The sequence below is a fragment of the Collinsella aerofaciens genome (genome assembly GCF_040915425.1).
GTDB classification, from domain to species: domain Bacteria; phylum Actinomycetota; class Coriobacteriia; order Coriobacteriales; family Coriobacteriaceae; genus Collinsella; species Collinsella aerofaciens_BW.
Genome location: NZ_JBCPDN010000003.1, coordinates 43,605 through 61,152 on the forward strand (window position 1 = coordinate 43,605; position 17,548 = coordinate 61,152).

Annotated in this window: 16 protein-coding genes; 15 read left to right on the top strand and 1 reads right to left on the bottom strand. The window is 58.0% G+C overall.

Features of this window, described 5'->3' with window-relative positions; all coding sequences use genetic code 11:
* The first annotated feature begins 50 nt into the window (after window positions 1-50).
* From purD to AB5164_RS00920, 9 genes are all read left to right on the top strand, one after another.
* Window positions 51-1,355 (top strand): phosphoribosylamine--glycine ligase, encoded by a 1,305-nt coding sequence (purD, locus tag AB5164_RS00880; protein WP_161160905.1) that lies wholly within the window; start codon window positions 51-53, stop codon window positions 1,353-1,355.
* A gap of 21 nt (window positions 1,356-1,376) precedes the next feature.
* Entirely contained in the window at window positions 1,377-2,072 is a 696-nt protein-coding gene (locus AB5164_RS00885; RefSeq protein WP_368142364.1) for an NUDIX domain-containing protein, read from the top strand.
* An 82-nt stretch (window positions 2,073-2,154) separates the two neighbouring features.
* Window positions 2,155-3,927, top strand: coding sequence for an ABC transporter ATP-binding protein (locus tag AB5164_RS00890; protein ID WP_271739512.1), 1,773 nt, complete (start codon window positions 2,155-2,157; stop codon window positions 3,925-3,927).
* Window positions 3,928-3,946: 19 nt separating this feature from the next.
* Window positions 3,947-4,912, top strand: a complete 966-nt coding sequence (locus AB5164_RS00895) for a hypothetical protein (RefSeq protein ID WP_368142365.1) — start codon at window positions 3,947-3,949, stop codon at window positions 4,910-4,912.
* A 207-nt stretch (window positions 4,913-5,119) separates the two neighbouring features.
* Window positions 5,120-6,559, top strand: a complete 1,440-nt coding sequence (gene carA, locus AB5164_RS00900; protein ID WP_368142366.1) for a glutamine-hydrolyzing carbamoyl-phosphate synthase small subunit — start codon at window positions 5,120-5,122, stop codon at window positions 6,557-6,559.
* A 1-nt stretch (window position 6,560) separates the two neighbouring features.
* A complete protein-coding gene (gene carB, locus AB5164_RS00905; protein WP_368142367.1) occupies window positions 6,561-9,875 on the top strand; it encodes a carbamoyl-phosphate synthase large subunit in 3,315 nt (1,104 codons plus the stop codon).
* A 267-nt stretch (window positions 9,876-10,142) separates the two neighbouring features.
* Window positions 10,143-10,619, top strand: coding sequence for a PTS sugar transporter subunit IIB (locus AB5164_RS00910; RefSeq protein ID WP_006235818.1), 477 nt, complete (start codon window positions 10,143-10,145; stop codon window positions 10,617-10,619).
* Window positions 10,620-10,633: 14 nt separating this feature from the next.
* Window positions 10,634-11,410 (top strand): PTS mannose/fructose/sorbose/N-acetylgalactosamine transporter subunit IIC, encoded by a 777-nt coding sequence (locus AB5164_RS00915; protein WP_006235817.1) that lies wholly within the window; start codon window positions 10,634-10,636, stop codon window positions 11,408-11,410.
* Window positions 11,394-12,254: a PTS system mannose/fructose/sorbose family transporter subunit IID gene (locus AB5164_RS00920; protein WP_006235816.1), complete on the top strand. Its 861-nt coding sequence runs from the start codon at window positions 11,394-11,396 to the stop codon at window positions 12,252-12,254. Before AB5164_RS00915 ends, AB5164_RS00920 begins: the two co-directional genes overlap by 17 nt.
* Here AB5164_RS00920 and AB5164_RS00925 read toward each other — a convergent pair.
* On the bottom strand, window positions 12,251-13,006 hold the full coding sequence (locus AB5164_RS00925) for a GntR family transcriptional regulator (protein WP_368138315.1): 756 nt from the start codon (window positions 13,004-13,006) through the stop codon (window positions 12,251-12,253). The two genes, AB5164_RS00920 and AB5164_RS00925, sit on opposite strands and share 4 nt — an antisense overlap.
* Before the next feature lie 124 nt (window positions 13,007-13,130).
* Between AB5164_RS00925 and AB5164_RS00930 the strand changes: the two genes are divergently transcribed.
* The 6 genes from AB5164_RS00930 to AB5164_RS00955 all read left to right on the top strand — a co-directional run bounded on the left by AB5164_RS00930 (window position 13,131) and on the right by AB5164_RS00955 (window position 17,485).
* Window positions 13,131-14,198 carry an alpha/beta hydrolase gene (locus tag AB5164_RS00930; protein WP_368138314.1) on the top strand — a complete coding sequence of 356 codons (1,068 nt, stop codon included), beginning with the start codon at window positions 13,131-13,133 and terminating at the stop codon, window positions 14,196-14,198.
* 331 nt (window positions 14,199-14,529) lie between these two features.
* The gene (locus AB5164_RS00935) at window positions 14,530-14,850 is read left to right on the top strand and encodes a type II toxin-antitoxin system prevent-host-death family antitoxin (protein WP_368138313.1); all 321 of its coding nucleotides are present in this window, start codon (window positions 14,530-14,532) and stop codon (window positions 14,848-14,850) included.
* Entirely contained in the window at window positions 14,847-15,197 is a 351-nt protein-coding gene (locus AB5164_RS00940) for a type II toxin-antitoxin system RelE family toxin (protein WP_006235811.1), read from the top strand. The genes AB5164_RS00935 and AB5164_RS00940 overlap by 4 nt, the downstream gene beginning before the upstream one ends.
* Before the next feature lie 336 nt (window positions 15,198-15,533).
* Entirely contained in the window at window positions 15,534-15,998 is a 465-nt protein-coding gene (purE, locus tag AB5164_RS00945; RefSeq protein ID WP_006235810.1) for a 5-(carboxyamino)imidazole ribonucleotide mutase, read from the top strand.
* 35 nt (window positions 15,999-16,033) lie between these two features.
* Window positions 16,034-17,032 carry a class B sortase gene (locus AB5164_RS00950; protein WP_368142368.1) on the top strand — a complete coding sequence of 333 codons (999 nt, stop codon included), beginning with the start codon at window positions 16,034-16,036 and terminating at the stop codon, window positions 17,030-17,032.
* 33 nt (window positions 17,033-17,065) lie between these two features.
* Window positions 17,066-17,485, top strand: a complete 420-nt coding sequence (locus AB5164_RS00955) for a molybdenum cofactor biosynthesis protein MoaE (RefSeq protein WP_368147729.1) — start codon at window positions 17,066-17,068, stop codon at window positions 17,483-17,485.
* Window positions 17,486-17,548 lie beyond the last annotated feature (63 nt).

Sequence of the window (17,548 nt, forward strand, 5' to 3'; positions counted from 1 at the left end):
TTGCAAAGGGCTCGCGCGGAGCGGGCCGTTCATCCATAGAGGAGGCACCCTTGAAGGCGGACACTCAAACCATCGACATCCTGTTGTTGGGCAGCGGCGGCCGTGAGCATGCTTTGGCAGCTAAGCTCGCAGCATCACCGCGCGCCGGCAAGCTCTACATCGCGCCGGGTAACGGCGGCACCGCGAGCTGCGGCGAGAACGTTGTTCTCGACGACTGCGATCCTGCGGCCGTGGCGGCGTTTGCGCAGAGCCACGGATGCGGACTCGTGGTAATTGGCCCCGAGGCTCCGCTCGTGGCGGGCGTGGCCGACGCCGTGCGCGCGGCGGGTATTCCCTGCTTTGGCCCGGGTGCCGAGGGCGCCCAGATGGAGGGCTCCAAGCTGTTCTCCAAGCAGCTCATGGAGCGTGCGGGCATTCCGACGGCAGCCTATGGTTCGTTTACCGACGAGGCTTCGGCTCTCGCCTACGTGCGCGAGCAGGGCGCCCCGCTGGTCGTGAAGGCCGACGGCCTTGCCGCGGGCAAGGGCGTTATCGTGGCGACCGAACTTGAGCAGGCCGAGGAGGCCGTGCGCGAGTGCTTTGGCGGCACCTTTGGCGATGCCGGCAATACCGTGGTCATCGAGGAGATGCTCGTTGGTCCCGAGTGCTCGCTGCTGGCCTTTACCGACGGCAAGACCGTGCGCCCCATGGCCACCTCGCAGGACCACAAGCGTGCACTCGAGGGCGACAAGGGCCCCAACACCGGTGGCATGGGCGTCTACAGCCCGGTGCCCATCGTGACCGATGAGGAGCACGCCACCATGGTGAAGGTCATGGAGCAGACCGTGGCCGAGCTCGCTGCCGAGGGTATCGACTACCGCGGCTGCCTGTACGGCGGCTTTATGCTCACGCCTGCCGGCCCCAAGGTGCTGGAGTTCAATGCCCGCTTTGGCGACCCCGAGACGCAGGTCGTTCTGCCGCGCCTTAAGAACGACCTGGTCGAGGTCATGCTCGCCTGCGCCAACTGCGAGCTCGATCAGATTGAACTCGACTGGCGCGACGAGTGGGCCGTGGCCGTTGTCCTGACGAGCGCGGGTTATCCCGGCAGCTACGAGAAAGGCAAGGTCATTACCGGTATCGCCGATGCCGAGGCCATGGAGAACGTGACCGTGTACCACGCGGGCACTGCCGTGGTGGACGGCCAGCTCGTGACCAATGGTGGCCGCGTGCTTGCCGTGACCGCGCTGGGCGATACGTTTGAGAACGCCCGCAACCTTGCCTACGAGGCCTGCGAGAAGATTGATTTTGAGGGCAAGACCCTGCGTCACGACATCGGCCTGCGCGCGCTGCGCGGCCGCGACGCCTGGGATGCCTAAAATCCGAGAGGAATGAGACGGATGGACGAGAAGAACGAAGAGCTCGTGGACGCGCAGATCGTCGAAGAGGACAGCCGCGTGTATGGGCACGCCGAGGGCGAGCCTGGTGGCGAGGTCGCTGACGAGCCGGCGCTGGTGCTGGGCGATGACGACCCGCACGATGCCGAGCTGCACGAGAAGATTCTTTCGGAGGAGTGCGCCTGGAAGGGCAAGATTCTCGACGTCCACCGTCTTGAGGTTGAGCTGCCCAACGGTCGCCGCAGCGCCCGCGATATCGTTCGCCATCCGGGTGCGGCGGCTGTTGTGGCACTGACCGAGAGCGGCAAGATCGTACTGGTGCGTCAGTACCGCACCGCCATCGACCGCGTGACGGTCGAGATTCCCGCCGGCAAGCTCGATCCAGGCGAGGACCCGCTCGATTGCGCCAAGCGCGAGCTGCATGAGGAGACGGGCTTTAGGACTGGTCGCATTCGCTTTTTGACGTCGATTGTCACGTCCTGTGGTTTTTGCGATGAGATTATCCACATCTACTTGGCTACCAAGCTCGAGTTTGATGCGCCCAACCCCGATGATGACGAGTTTGTCAACGTGGACCTGGTGCCGCTGCATGAGCTGATCGACGCCGTACTCGACGGCAAGATCGAAGACGCCAAGACCGTCGTGGGCGCCTTGGCCTGCGACAGCATCGCACACCGCCTTGGGGGCACGGAGCTTTAACGAGTGGGGATAGCCCTGGGACAAGTACTACTGATTGCTTTGTCCCAGGGCCTTACGTTGCTGATATTTCTTTGAGGATCACATGCTGAAGAGGTTTCTTTCGTATTACGAGCCCCAGATGGGGCTTTTTGTTGCTGATACTGTTTGTGCTCTGGTGCTTGCCGCCATTGACCTTGCTTTTCCTATTATTCTGCGTAATTTGACCGGTGGGCTATTTACTCAGGGTCAGGCTGCCATTATGCAGGCGCTCGGCATGATCGCGGTGGGCTTGGTGCTGATGTATGCCGTCCGCTGCGCCTGCCGCTACTTTGTGAGCTATTGGGGCCACGTGATGGGCGCGCGCATGGAGTCCAAAATGCGCGAGGACCTGTTCGACCAGTATGAGCGCTTTAGCTTTGCGTACTTCGACCGCAACAGCTCGGGTGACATGATGAGCCGCGTGGTCAACGACCTGTTCGATATCTGCGAGGCGGCGCATCACGTACCCGAGTGGATCATCATCTGCGGTATCGAGATTATCGGCTCGTTTGTGATCCTCTTTACCATCGCTCCGGTGCTGGCGCTTGCCATGGCCGTGGTGACGGCGGCGTTTGCGGTCGTCATGTTTTGGCAGAACATGCGCATGCGCGAGGTCTTTAGCGACAACCGCAAGAAGATCAGCGGCATTAATGCACAGCTGCAGGATTCTCTGGCGGGCATGCGCGTGGTCAAGAGCTTTGCCAACGAGGAGACCGAGCGTGCCAAGTTCCGTGCCTCTAACGACCGCTACCTTTTGTCCAAGGAGAACATGTATCACGCCATGGGCGTCTATACCGCGACGTATGGCCTGCTCTCGGGTGTGCTCTATGTGATCGTGGTGCTGCTGGGCGGCTGGCTGGTCGCCCAGGGACAGCTGCAGGCGGTCGATATGGCGACCTTTGCACTCTATATTTCGCTGTTCTGCACGCCGCTCGAGACGCTCGTCAATTCGGCCGAAACGTATCAGAAGGCCATCGCCGGCTTTAAGCGTATGGACGAGGTGCTCTCGACCGCGCCGGATATCCAGGACAAGCCGGGCGCTACGGATCTGCAGGTGACTGCCGGCGCCGTGGAGTATCACGACGTGTGCTTTAACTACGAGGATGTCGAGCTGGGCGAGGGCTATGCCGACGAGCGTCCCGTTATCGACCATATGGACCTGTCCATCAAGCCCGGGCAGACCATCGCTTTGGTTGGCCCTTCGGGCGGCGGCAAGTCCACGACCTGTTCGCTGCTGCCGCGCTTTTATGACGTGGCTACCGGATCCATTAGCATCGACGGTCAGGACGTGCGCGATGTGACGCAGCAGAGCCTGCGCCGCGCCATCGGCCTGGTGCAGCAGGATGTCTATCTGTTTGACGGTACGATTGGCGAGAACATCGCCTACGGCAAGCCGGGCGCTACGGCGGAAGAGATCGCCGAGGCGGCCCGCCGCGCCAATATCGATACCTTTATCGAATCGCTTCCGCAGGGCTACGACACCGTGGTGGGCGAGCGCGGCAGCCGTCTTTCGGGCGGACAGAAGCAGCGCGTTGCCATCGCGCGCGTGTTTCTCAAGAACCCCAAGATCCTGATTTTGGACGAGGCGACGAGTGCTTTGGATAACGAGAGCGAGGAGGCGGTGCAGGAGTCACTCGAAGAGCTGGCACGCGGCCGCACCACGATTATTATCGCCCACCGTCTTTCGACCATTAAGCATGCCGATGAGATTGCGACCGTTGAGCATGGTCGCGTTGTGGAGCGTGGCACGCACGAGGAGCTTCTCGCCCGTGGCGGCACCTATGCCCGTTACTATCGAATGCAGTTCGAAGGTGCGCGTGCGCACGAGCTCGACTGATTGATATGACAGGAAGTTTATGGCTGACAAGAACCCTTTGACTCCGGAAGAAGTGACGGAGTTATTCTCCGAAATCGATGCATCCGGCGTCTTGGATCCCACGCTCGCCAAAAAGCGTACCGAGCGCATGCGTGAGAAGGAGGCTGCGGCCAAGCGCGGTGACAAAGCGGCGCTAGCGCAGCTGCGCAGCGAGGACCGCGCGAGCCAGGCAAAACATATCGACCCGCTGTCCGAGGACGATCCTTCGGGCTCGCAGGTGAGCCATACCATTACGAAGACCGCGATGGCCGTGGTCATCGGTATTTTGGTGCTGATCGTGGGCGTGCAGATTGGCTACGGCGTGATGCGTCGTCTGAACACCGCCAACCTGTCCGAGAGCGTTTCGGTCGATACCGTTTCGACCGCGCTCAAGGGTGGACTTGAATGGGGCAACGGCTTTACGCAGTTCCCGCTCGACTTCACCGTCGATGAAGCCGATGAACGCACGGGCACGGTCGAGGTGACGGTGTTGGACACATCGTCCGCCAACGAGCTCGAGCTGCTGTCCAACGGGCAGATTCAGGCCGCGGCGCTTGCGACCAACGCGTTGCTCAACGATAAGATCGACCGCGTGGTGTATAACGTTCACGCCTATATCGACGAGGATAGCAACATTCAGCACGATTCCTTCTTTGGCATGTTCCCCGCGCGGGGCCACCAGAGCGCCATTTTGACGTTCGTGTGGACCAAGAGCTCATCCAACGCCACGAGTATCGACTGGAAGATGCGCATCGTGAGTATGGATGACACCATCGCCGAACGCATTCAGAAGCAGGTGAACTCGGTGTCGTCGTTGATTGAGGACCCGGTGGTTAGCCAGACCAAGATTGACGAGGAAAAGGCCGAACGTGACCTGGAGCATCGTCTGCATGGCCGCGAGATTTTCCGCGGTGGCAAGCCCGATCGCACACCGTCCGAACTGCTGGAACAGGACAAGAAAAAGTAAGACGCCATCATCCCGCATGAGCCACAAGCCCCGCGGGATGATTTTTTAATCCCCGTCCCAGAGAAATCATTATGCATAGAAAGTCATAATTATCATTTCGTAAACATTTCGATGAAATTAACGCCATGAGGCATGCTTGCGGTTACAATACCGCGAGGCCTAACTACACACCTTTAAGCCGGTCCTGTGAGACCGGGAAGGAGAATTATGGCGAACAACCATACCGCGGGCGCTGCCGCCCGCACCTTCGCGCCCAGCGAGCTTTGCCAGCGTATGCTGGCCAAAACCAGCAAGGGCACCTGCGGTCCCTGCATCCTGTATCTTGAGGATGGGACCATTTTTTATGGACGTGCATGCGGCGCCGAGGGCACCGCGACCGGCGAAGTCTGCTTCAACACCTCACTCGAGGGCTACTTTGAGGTCATGACCGACCCGAGTTATGCCGGCCAAATCGTAACCATGACCTATCCGCAGATCGGCAACTACGGTATCGACGAGACCGACGTCCAGTCGGCCTTCCCCGGCGACGCCGTGCGCCCTGCGAGCGCTCCGGCTATGCGCGGCATGATCGTTCGCGACATGTGCACCACGCCTTCTAACTGGCGCTCGGCCGTCAGCGTGCCGGAGTATCTGCGCGCCCACGGCATCGTCGCTATCGAGGGCGTCGACACCCGCGCTCTGGTGCGCCATCTGAGCGACAATGGTTCCAAGATGGGCATTATCTCGACCGAGATCTTCGACGTCGACGAGCTTGCCGAGCGTCTGGCCGCAGCGCCCACGCTGGTAGGCGAGAACCTGGTCAAGACCGTAAGTTGCCCCGCGCCTCATGAGTTTGTGGCTGCCGACCTGCCTGCCACGCATGACTTTGCGCTTTCGGCTGCCGCTCCTGCCCGTCACAAAGTGGTCGCCTACGACTGCGGTGTGAAGCGCGGCATTCTGGAGGGGCTGGTCCGCGCCGGCTGCGATCTTACCGTCGTGCCGTGGGACACGCCCGCGAGTGAGGTGCTCGACATGAATCCCGACGGCGTCTTTTTGTCCAATGGCCCCGGCGACCCCGACGCCGTGGTGGAGACCTACGAGCAGGTGCAGCAGCTGATCGGCAAGGTGCCGGTCTTTGGTATTTGTCTTGGTCACCAGATGATCAGCCTGGCCTGCGGCGCCCAGATGGAAAAGCTTAAGTTCGGTCACCGCGGTGGCAACCAGCCGGTTATGAACCTGGTAAGCCGCCGTGTGGAGATCACCGCGCAAAACCATGGCTTTGGTCTGCTGTTCCCCAGCTTGGGCAAGCTTGTCCCCGAGCTTTCCGGCGGCGAGACCGAGCATGCGGCCGATGGAGATCTGCGCGTCTGGGTGCGCCGCGGAATCGCGCCGGTCGTGATGAACGAGCGCTTTGGCCGCATTCGCCTAACACATGTGAACCTCAACGACGGCACCGCCGAGGGCATCCAGCTGCTCGACGCCCCGTGCTTCTCGGTCCAGTATCACCCCGAGGCCTCGCCTGGCCCCACCGATGCCCACTATCTCTTTACCGCCTTTACGCGACTCATGGACGGCGAGGAGAACTACCTGGACATCGACACCGCGAAGGACCGCCTGGCTGGCTGGAACTTTGCCGAGACCGCCGCGACCGAGACCGAGGAGAACTAACATGCCGAAACGTACTGACATCAAGCGTATCCTCGTTATTGGTTCGGGCCCCATCGTTATTGGCCAGGCCTGCGAGTTCGACTACTCCGGCGCCCAGGCCTGCAAGGTGCTCAAGGAGGATGGCTTTGAGGTCATCCTGGTCAATTCCAACCCGGCGACCATCATGACCGACCCGGGCTTGGCCGACCGCACCTATGTTGAGCCTATCACCGCCGAGTTTATCGAGCGCGTAATCAAGAAAGAGCGCCCGGACGCGCTGCTGCCCACGCTGGGCGGCCAGACCGGTCTGAACGCCGCCGTCGAGCTGGCGAAAGACGGTACGCTCGACAAGTACGGCGTCGAGATGATCGGCTGTGACCTTGCCGCCATCGAGCGCGGCGAGGACCGCAAGCTCTTTAACGAGGCCATGGCCGAGATCGGCCTGGAGGTCGCGCGCTCGGGCTATGCCTACAGCGTGGCCGACGCCGAGGCCATCGCCGAGCGCGTGGGATATCCCTGCGTGCTGCGTCCGAGCTTTACCCTCGGCGGCGCCGGCGGCGGCATCGCTCACACTCACGAGGAGCTCGTCTCCATCGTGAGCCAGGGCCTCGAGCTCTCGCCCGCCCACGAGGTGCTGGTCGAGGAGTCCATCGAGGGCTGGAAAGAGTACGAGATGGAGGTCATGCGTGACCATGCTGGCAACGGCATCATTGTGTGCTCCATCGAGAATCTCGACCCCATGGGCGTGCATACCGGCGACTCCATCACCGTGGCGCCGGCGCAGACGCTCTCCGACCTTGAGTATCAGCGCATGCGTGTCGCCTCGCTCGCCATTCTGGAGAAGATCGGCGTCGAGACCGGCGGCTCCAACGTGCAGTTTGCCGTGAACCCCAACACCGGCCGCCTGATCGTCATCGAGATGAACCCGCGCGTGAGCCGTTCGTCCGCGCTGGCTTCCAAGGCCACGGGTTTCCCCATTGCCAAGGCCGCCGCGCGCCTGGCTGTGGGCTACACGCTCGACGAGATCGTCAACGACATCACCAAGGCTACGCCCGCCTGCTTTGAGCCCACGATTGACTACTGCGTTGTCAAGGTGCCGCGCTTTGCCTTCGAGAAGTTCAAGGGTACCGACCCCACGCTCACCACGCGCATGAAGGCCGTGGGCGAGATCATGGCGATCGGCCGCACCTTTGAGGAGGCCTTTGGCAAGGCTATGCGCTCGCTGGAGGATGGTCACCAGGGCATTTGCGCCGGTGGCAAGGAAGGTGCCGATAAGCTGAGCGACGACGAGCTTGCTCAGGCCGTGGCAACCCCGACCGAGCATCGCATCTTCTTTGTGGTCGAGGCCCTGCGCCGTGGCTGGGACATCGTTCGCATCCATGCCATCTGCGGTATCGATCCGTGGTACCTCAACCGTATCAACGATATGGTGCAGGTCCAGGAGAGCATCCGCGGCCTGCGTGTGGAGGATATCGACGCCGACGCGATGCGCCTGCTCAAGCAGTACGGCACGAGCGACGCCGAGATCGCCGCGCTGACCGGCTCGGACGAGCGCTTTGTGCGCGCCTATCGCAAGGGTCTGGGCGTGGTTCCCAGCATGAAGACGGTCGATACCTGCGCGGCCGAGTTCTCGAGCGCCACGGAGTACCATTACAAGACGTACGAGAACATCTACCGCACGAGTCCGGATGCTAAGAAGTGCGTAGCTCCCGACGAGACCACGCCGGCGGACAAGCCCAAGGCGATGATCCTGGGTGCCGGCCCCAACCGCATTGGCCAGGGTATCGAGTTCGATTACTGCTGCGTGCACGCGAGCTACGCGCTGGCGGCCCGCGGCTTTGAGACCATCATGGTCAACTGCAATCCCGAGACCGTTTCGACCGACTACGACACGTCCGACCGCCTTTACTTTGAGCCGCTCACCTACGAGGACGTCATGGATGTCATCGACGTTGAGCGACCCGACGGCGTCGTGGTGACGCTCGGCGGCCAGACCCCGCTTAAGCTGGCGCGCATGCTCGAGGAGAGCAGCGTGAACATCATGGGTACCAAGCCCGATGCCATCGACTTTGCCGAGGACCGCGAGCGCTTTGCCGCCCTGCTCGACAAGCTGGGCATCATGTACCCGCCGGCGGGTCAGGCCACCTCGTTTGAGGAGGCCGAGGCCGTTGCCGCACACATTGGCTACCCGCTGCTGGTACGTCCGAGCTACGTGCTGGGCGGCCGCGGCATGATGATCGCCTACGATGCCGAGCACCTGCGCGATTACATGGCCGAGGCCGCGCGCATTAGCCCCGACTACCCGGTGTATCTGGACCGCTTCCTGGAGGGTGCGATCGAGTCCGATGTCGACGCCCTGTGCGATGGCGAAGAGGTCTACATCGGCGGCATTCTGGAGCATATCGAGGAGGCCGGTATTCACTCCGGCGACTCCGCGACCTGTATCCCGCCGTTTAGCTTTAGCGAGAGCCTGCAGGCAAAGCTTCGCGAGACCACGCGCCGCATCGCGATGGCGCTGGGCGTACGCGGCCTGGTCAACGTACAGTACGCCATCAAGGGCGAGACCGTTTACGTGATCGAGGCCAATCCGCGCGCAAGCCGTACCGTGCCGTTTATCTCCAAGGCCACCGGTGTGCCGCTCGCCAAGTGTGCCGCACGTATCATGGCGGGCGATTCCATCGCGAGCTTGGGCCTGCCGAGCGACGAGCGTCAGCTCGATTGGTTCTGCATGAAGGAAGCCGTTATGCCCTGGGGTCGTTTCCCCGGTGCTGACGTTATCCTGGGGCCCGAGATGAAGTCGACGGGCGAGGTCATGGGTATCGCCAAGAGCTATCCCGAGGCATACGCCAAGACGCAGCTGGCAATTGACTACAAGCTGCCCGACCCGAGCGCCGGCAAGGTGTTCATCAGCGTGTGCGACCGCGACAAGCGTCATATCCTTTCGGTCGCTCGCATCCTGCGCTACCTGGGCTTTGATATCTGCTCCACCGAGGGTACGGCGCGCGTTCTGCGTGGAGGCAACGTGACGTGCGAGGTCGTGGAGAAGATTAGCGGCCCGCACGACGGCGAGCGTCCCAACATCGGCGACCTCATCGCCGATGGCAAGATTGCGGTAATCATCAACACGCCGTACGGCCCGGGTTCGCGTGGTGACGGCTATCTGTTGCGTACCGAGGCGGTGCGCCGCGGCGTGACCTGCGTGACCGCGATGTCTGCCGCCAACACGTACGTGAGTGCCATCGAGGCGGTGCGCGAGGACCAGCAGGGTCACGGCAGCGCCAACGACATGGGCATGGACGTCATCGCCCTGCAGGACCTGCCGCAGCACACGGTGTAGTGTGACCTGTCCGGCCGGGACGGAGGGGGCCGAGTTTCCCCTTCGCTCCGGCTGCAAGCAGAGTCGCTCAGGAGGAAACTCGGCCCCTCCCGCCCCGACGCACTGTGTCTAGACGGATTGCACCCCCCTGTTTTTAGAGATAAATACCATTTAGCGGTGATATTCAACCGTTCAAGATATTATGTAATGGCATATTACGTCATATGACGTAATATGCCATTGGCAGTCAAGGATGATTGTCTGTGTTCAAGTCGAGAAAGGGGCAAAATGATTAAACTGTGTCGCGTCGATAGCCGGTTAGTGCATGGGCAGACCGTGTTCTCTTGGTATCCAACGCTTGAAGCAAACGCTATTCTTGTGGTTTCAGATGAGTACGCCGCAAGCAAAGAGCGAATTCAAGCGCTGCGAATTGCAAAACCCGCTGATGCCAAATTGGTTGTCAAAAGTGTAGAAGATTCCATCGTGGCCCTTAACGGAAGCGCGGTGGATAAATACGAGCTAATTGTTGTTGCGGGAAATGTACATGACGCCTGTGAAGTTGCGCGTGCGTGTCCAAAAATAACGTCTGTGAATTTAGGCGGCGCTCGACCGTTGGGGGATAGCGTAAAGGAGCTTGGCCCTGCTGTGCGCCTTTCCCAATCCGATATTAATGAAATTAAGAAAGCCATGGCTGATGGAATCGAGTTCGAGGTAAGGCAGGTTGCTAGCGAGAAAAAACGCATCGTAACAAGTTTTGATTTGTAGGAAGAGGGAGAAATATGCTGCTTCAGGCTTTTCTGGTTGGTCTTGCCGCTGCGATAGGTCAATCGGATTATTTACTCGGTACTGCGATGGTCGAGCGGCCGATTGTCCTCGGAGCGATTGTCGGTATTTTTTTGGGTGATATTCCGACTGGCGTTATTGTTGGTTTCCAGCTCGAACTCGCGTTCATGGGGGTCTGGCAGGTTGGTGCTGCCGTGCCGCCCAACGTAATTGTTGGTTCAGTTTTGGGAACAGCCTTTGCGATTACTATGGGTGCGGGTCCCGAGACCGCTCTGACTATTGCTATGCCCACTGCGGTGCTTGCCGGCATGTTTGACAGCCTTATGTATAGCGTTGTTACGCCTCCTATGGCTGTCTGGGCTGATCGTGGCGCCGAAAAAGACGACCCCAAAACGATTGCAGCCGCTATGTGGACCAATGGAATTCTCTACATCATTGCGCTTGGCTTGATTTGCGGCGTGGCTTTTTACGTTGGAAATGATGCTGTTCAGGCACTGATTGACGCCATTCCTGATTGGCTTACGAATGGGCTTACGATCGCAACGGGTATTCTGCCCGCGCTTGGATTTGCGCAGCTTATGTCAATCCTGTCCACCAAGGAGCTGAGCTTCCTATTCTTTGGAGGCTTCTTGCTGAGTGCCTATCTAAACATTCCGACGATCGGTATCGTGGCGTTTTCGCTGATCCTGATTGGGATTCTCAATATGGCTCACATTTTTATGCCTGCCAGTGCGGCGGTCGCTAAGGAGGTTGACGATGACAACGAATTCTAATGATGTTCTTGAGCTCTCGCCGGAGTCAAATAAATCGACCGATAAGAGAATAACCAAGAAAGACTTAAAGGCGTTATTTTGGCGTAGCTTTCCACTCAACATCATGTGGAGCTTTGACCGACAAATGAACGTTGGTTTCTGCTACGACATGATTCCGGTAATCAAGCGGTTATACGATAAGCCTGAAGACCGGATCGAGGCATATAAGCGTCATCTTGAGTTCTACAATATTCAAGTTACGTTTAATCCTCTGGTCGCCGGCATTGTGGCCTCCATGGAGGAGGAGAACGCCAACAATCAGGACTTTGACACCGCCTCAATTAACGCCATGAAAGCATCGCTTATGGCTCCGCTTTCCGGTATTGGAGATTCACTGATTGCCAGTACGCTTCGCATGATTGCGACGGGCGTTGTGACAGGACTTTGCCTTTCGGGCAGTCTGCTCGGCCCAATCCTGTTCCTGCTTCTTTATAATGTCCCAACGATCCTGATCCGCTGGTTTGGGCTTCAGTATGGTTATTCGCTTGGCAGTGGCATGATTTCGAAGCTGAACGATTCTGATGTAATGCACAAAGTTACGTCCGGCCTGGCGATTGTGGGACTAATGGTAGTTGGTGGAATGGTGGCGACCACCGTTGCAGTTACCACTCCGCTCGCTCTTAACTTCGGCGACACCGCGTTTAAGTTGCAGGAAACGCTCGATGGGATATTCCCGGCTCTTTTGCCGCTCTGCGCGTTCGGGATTATGTGTCTTTGCAATAAGAAACAGGTCAAAATTATTTGGCAGATTGTGGGCATTCTCGCTGCGGGTATTGTGCTCGGCGTCCTGGGGATTTTGGGCTAGAGAAGGCGTCCATCTTTTGAGATGCTGAACTCGAAGGACGATGCGTCTGCTCGCCAAACGGTTTTTGAATAGTGGAGCGGCATTTCATCGCAGGCATATGTGACGTGCTCGACAACGCTCACGGGGGCTCCAACGATATAACCGAGAAGGTTTGCTTCTTGGAGCCCCGCTATTCCTGCGGTGATTTTGAGCTTCTCAATACCGGTTGCGATGCTGTAATGGTTGGCGATCAGGTCGAAAAGACTGACATTGTCTGTGAGAAGCTCCAGTAGTCCGGGCAGAGTGCCCTGCGTTGCATAAACGGTGTCGATGGCGCAGGGGGCATTTTCGATATAAACCAAGCGCGCAACTCGTTGCACTACGGTTCCGTTGTCAATTTTGAGCTCCCGTGCAATGTGGGCATCAGCCTTGATCAAGCCTGTTTCCAAGATGGACTTGGTTGTTTTATCGCCGTATTGGGGGTCGGAGCTCAAATTGAAAATGGTGCTTGTTCCTCGTTTCAGGGTGAGCTTCGATGGGTTTACGAATGTTCCCTTGCCTCGCAGGCGGTAGAGCAAGTTTTGGTCAATGAGATTCTGTACGGCGCGTCTTACGGTGATCCTGCTTACTTTGTATTGCTTGCAAAGCTCGGTTTCGGTGGGAATCTGACTGCCGCCGGGGAGTTCGCCAGAAACTATTTTCTTGAGGATATCGTTTTCAACGGTCTGATAGAGAAGCTCTGGCTGAGTGAGCTCGTCTTTTGCTGCAGGCATGGTGGACCCCTTGGTCTTCAGTTTCTTTAGTACATAGATATACGACAACTGAGGACATCATAAGCCGTTATCTCAAAAGTTATGGAAATATCGATTTGGCGTTATCGCCGAGAGGGGATTTAAGATGGGCAGACAATACGACGAGGCGTTGATTGGCGCCATCTCCGGTCGCTCGTTTATAACCGAGAAGAGGGGGCTCGAGGTTCAAATTCGTCCGGTTCCTGATGATGAAAGAGAGCATGTGCTTGACCCACGAATTCTCGAGGTATCTCGCAAGAAGATGCGGAATGTTAGCATGTCTCCGAGCTGGACGAGCCTTATTGGAATGCGCCATCGCCCGGATAAGCCGACATACCGCCTACTCGATGGTGAGGTTCAGTGCGATGAGATCCTCATGGAGGCGGCCGATCGCTATATAGATTTATTCGTCTGGACGCCACCAAATCATAAGAAGGCAAGTCCAGCGCTCGTTTACCTGCATGGCGGCGCGTTTATGGCGGGGAATGTTCTGCAATTTGAACATCAGCTCGAGTTCATCGCCGAAAAGTCTGGTGCAGTGGTGGTTTATCCAGAATACCGCTTGGCGCCGGAGACGGCATTTCCCGGGCAGATCGAGGATTGCGTTCTTGCTCTTGATTATGTGTGCGAGCATGCCGGGGATCTCGGAATCAATCCTCATAAAATAATGGTCGCCGGCGACTCCGCAGGAGGAAGCCTTACTAATGCGTGTGTTCAGCTCAGGGGTGCTGGAGCTGTAGCCCATGCCTTCGAAATCTATCCTGAAGTCGACCTTGCGGGCGAACAGGGCGAGGGATATGAGGATTTTCCTGCGATAGCCGATCAAGAGGACGTTGCGCGTTTTCGCATCGACCATCTTCGCGATTCGGACGGCCCGATGGTCGAACTTTGTGCACACGGAAAAATGTCTCCTCATGACCCGTTGATTTCTGCGCTAATGCTTGAGGACTGTACTGATTTCCCCCCGGTGACTATCGTGACATCCGAATACGATCCGCTTCGTATCCCCGATGAAAAATGGGCTACAAAATTACGGTCTTCAGGAATCGATGTCGAGGTCATCGAATATGCCGGATGTGACCATGGTTTCTTCGATCATTTTGGCGTGTACCCGCAATCGGAAGACGTGTGTTTGTTGATGGCTGAGAAGCTTAAAGAAATGGCTGCACAATAACGTCTCTCGGCGATAAGGGACTGAAGTCGCCTGTGTTTCTGCATTCGTGGTTCTCAGTCTGATTAAAAATGAGGCTTGCTCCTTGCCCGAGTGGGTGGGGAGCAGTTTGTTTTTTGTGGCGATGCGAGGCGAGTGCCGCGCACTTTAGATCGCCATTTTGCTTCGCTGTATACCACTTGACGTAATAAAAGAGGCAAGGGCGGTGCGAGGGCCAACAGTCATTCTAAGCTCGGATTCGTATTCTAAAAGGTTGTTTCGGTTGCGCGGTACAATATAGCAAAAAAGAATGATAAAATGAATTCGAAAAAGAATTCATTTTTAGGAGGTATGTATGCCTGCTTTGCAGATGCTCGACAACCTTGTTTCAATTAGCGATTTCAGCCACGGTAAGGGCTCGGCTGCATTTTCGAAGGTTGGGGACGACAATCCTGTTGTGGTTCTCAAACACAACAAGCCAGCGTTTGTGATTGTGACACCCGATGAATATAGGGAAGCGAAGCAAGCGGAGGAGGACCTCACCTTGTTAACGTTGGCGCTTAAGAGAATGGCTGTGGCAAGTGACGATGCGCTTGTTTCCCTGTCTGATGTTATGGAAGAGCTGGGTGTGAGCCAGGACGAACTCGATCAGATGGATGAGGTCGAGTTTGAATGAGTGGGTACGAAGTCGCTTTCTACCCGGATGCTCTCAAGGATATTAAGCGTCTGGACGGCTCCCAACGAAAGATCGTCCTTAAGGCTATAGAAAAAATCAGAACGAACCCATTGCCGCAGAACGAAGGTGGATTCGGCAAGCCTCTTGGAAACAAGGCAGGTACGGATTTGACTGGCTTTATGAAGATCAAGCTCAGGGGAAGTGGCATTCGAATCGTGTACCGCCTCATCAGAATTAAAGAAAAGATGGCCATCGTAGTGGTAGGCGCTCGCGAAGACATGGAAGTCTACCGAACTGCTCAGAGACGAGAGCTCGATTTCGAGAAATGGGCGGAAGAGAATATCTAGCTTTAACGATGAACGACGAGTGAGCGTTGGTGGGGCCCTGACGAATTAGGTTTGTCAGGGTTTTTCGCTGAACCAATTGCCTTCAGCCTCCGTTGACCTTTCCTTCCAATTCATCAGCAAACGTACGTCATAGCAATTCCCGGTAGGTCGCAGGGCGCTTCGCGGGCGGGCCAGGCTTTATCTGAACGACTTTGCAAAGCAACCGGAGTGAAGATAAAGCCTGGCCCGCCCGCGAAGCGCCACACAGACCGCAGGGACGGGAGCAGCTATACTACTCTCAGTAGTTAAGGGTCGCGGATCCGCCGCGTCGCCGTTCTCAACAGGAGGTCTTTGTTTATGGCAGATCAAAAGCCGGTTGTCGGGATCATCATGGGTTCCAAGTCCGATCTGGGCGTTATGGAAGGCTGCACCGCCGAGCTCGAGGCGCTTGGTGTGCCCTATGAGCTCGTCATTGCGAGCGCACACCGCACGCCGGCGAAGGTCCACGAGTGGGCCTCGACTGCTGCCGATCGCGGTATCAAAGTGATTATCGCCGCCGCCGGCAAGGCCGCTCACCTGGGTGGTGTCGTGGCTGCTTTCACGCCGCTGCCGGTTATCGGCGTGCCTATGAAGACGAGTGACCTGGGCGGTATGGATTCGCTGCTGTCGATGGTGCAGATGCCTTCGGGCGTGCCCGTGGCCTGCGTTGCCATCAACGGCGCCAAGAATGCCGCCATCTACGCCACACAGATTCTGGGCGCTTGCGACCCCGAGTACCGCAAGGTTATCGAGAAGATGAAGCAGGAGATGGCCGACGCCTAGGCGTTCCGCCGTTTCACCGCAGTATAAGGAGAGCCATGTCCGACTATCAGGGAAAACGATTCAAGGCTTCTCAGATTCCCGATCCGTCGAAGCCGGGTGCTGCCCATGCGGCGCAGCAGGGTCGGACATCCTCTCCTCAGCAGCCGCGCGCGCCGCGCCCCGTGACACCGGCGACGCATCGTCGGCAGGACGCGCCGGCCGCATATCGACCTTCATCTTATAGCACCGCTAAGAAGCCGCCCCGGTCTTCATCGCATGCCGCGCCGTCGGATTACACCGAGCCGCCGCGCAAAAAGCGCCGCTCCATTATTCCCATTCTGCTCATCATCATCGGCATCGGCCTGATTGTTGCCGCCGCTGCCATCTTTATCAATGCTCAGATTGGCTATAAGCAGGCAAGCGATTCGTACCAGAAAATCGAGAAGCAATATGTAAGCGATAAGGACGCCAGCGGCGTGCCGATTATCGACTTCGATGCACTTGCCCAGACAAACCCCGAGATTGTGGGTTGGATTTATGTGCCGGGAACCAACATCAACTATCCCGTGGTGCAGACCAACAACAACTCCAAATACCTCAACACGCTGTTCGACGGTACGGCCAATGCATCTGGGGCCATTTTCCTGGATAGCGATGACACCGCGCCGGGAATGGTTGACCAGCAGACCACGATCTACGGCCACCATATGAACGATGGGTCGATGTTCAACGTGATTTCGGATACGACTGACCAGGCAACGTTCGATAGCATTGAATATGTGTACTACATCACACGGGATGCTACGTATAAACTGCGACCACTGGCGACCAAAGTTGTCGAGGACACGTATGCCAAGGCGCGCACTCCCAATTTTGAGGGCGACGACGGGCTCAAGAACTACCTGTCCGAGATGCTCGACGGTGCCTCTGCCGTGGCGAGCGATGCCACCGATCGTGCCGCTTCGGCAACCAAGGTTGTAACGCTTGTGACCTGTCGTTCGTTATCGCTGAGCAACACGCGTGCCGTCATGGTGCTCACGCCGGTCGAGGAATAGATAATGGGCTACTCAATGACGGTGAAAGGGGAAATGATGCTCGAGAATGGCAAAACGATGCCTTCGGTTGATGCTTGGCTGCGCGAGGCCAAGGCCGATTCGTCGGCACCTGCGTGCGGTATGTACCTGACGCATAACGGTGTGGTACGTGCGACGCCCAAGGCCGAGGTGCGCGGAGTCGAGACCGATGGCGTGGCGCCTGGGCATAAGGTGAGCGGCATGGTGTTTGACTACGACTCCAGCAAGGTGCAGGCTGCTATCGAGGCCACGCGCGCGATGCCGGGTATCGGCTATGTGCGCGTGTGGCTGGCAAGCGGCGAGCTTGCCGTAGGTGACGACATCATGCTCGTACTCATCGGCGGGGACATTCGCCCACACGTGGTCGATGCGCTGCAGGCACTCGTTGGCACCATCAAGAACGAATGCGTGAGTGAGGTCGAGCGCGAGGCGTAGAGGCTTGCGTCGATAGAAGGCTCGTTTATAAAAATGCCCGCCGGTACGTGTGATACCGGCGGG

Bases quoted from the DNA above. Each gene is read 5' to 3' on its own strand.
- AB5164_RS00885 (WP_368142364.1), top strand. From the start codon at position 1,377: ATGGACGAGAAGAACGAAGAGCTCGTGGACGCGCAGATCGTCGAAGAG.
- AB5164_RS00890 (WP_271739512.1), top strand. From the start codon at position 2,155: ATGCTGAAGAGGTTTCTTTCGTATTACGAGCCCCAGATGGGGCTTTTT.
- AB5164_RS00895 (WP_368142365.1), top strand. From the start codon at position 3,947: ATGGCTGACAAGAACCCTTTGACTCCGGAAGAAGTGACGGAGTTATTC.
- carA (WP_368142366.1), top strand. From the start codon at position 5,120: ATGGCGAACAACCATACCGCGGGCGCTGCCGCCCGCACCTTCGCGCCC.
- carB (WP_368142367.1), top strand. From the start codon at position 6,561: ATGCCGAAACGTACTGACATCAAGCGTATCCTCGTTATTGGTTCGGGC.
- AB5164_RS00910 (WP_006235818.1), top strand. From the start codon at position 10,143: ATGATTAAACTGTGTCGCGTCGATAGCCGGTTAGTGCATGGGCAGACC.
- AB5164_RS00915 (WP_006235817.1), top strand. From the start codon at position 10,634: ATGCTGCTTCAGGCTTTTCTGGTTGGTCTTGCCGCTGCGATAGGTCAA.
- AB5164_RS00920 (WP_006235816.1), top strand. From the start codon at position 11,394: ATGACAACGAATTCTAATGATGTTCTTGAGCTCTCGCCGGAGTCAAAT.
- AB5164_RS00925 (WP_368138315.1), bottom strand. From the start codon at position 13,006: ATGCCTGCAGCAAAAGACGAGCTCACTCAGCCAGAGCTTCTCTATCAG.
- AB5164_RS00930 (WP_368138314.1), top strand. From the start codon at position 13,131: ATGGGCAGACAATACGACGAGGCGTTGATTGGCGCCATCTCCGGTCGC.
- AB5164_RS00935 (WP_368138313.1), top strand. From the start codon at position 14,530: ATGCCTGCTTTGCAGATGCTCGACAACCTTGTTTCAATTAGCGATTTC.
- AB5164_RS00940 (WP_006235811.1), top strand. From the start codon at position 14,847: ATGAGTGGGTACGAAGTCGCTTTCTACCCGGATGCTCTCAAGGATATT.
- purE (WP_006235810.1), top strand. From the start codon at position 15,534: ATGGCAGATCAAAAGCCGGTTGTCGGGATCATCATGGGTTCCAAGTCC.
- AB5164_RS00950 (WP_368142368.1), top strand. From the start codon at position 16,034: ATGTCCGACTATCAGGGAAAACGATTCAAGGCTTCTCAGATTCCCGAT.
- AB5164_RS00955 (WP_368147729.1), top strand. From the start codon at position 17,066: ATGATGCTCGAGAATGGCAAAACGATGCCTTCGGTTGATGCTTGGCTG.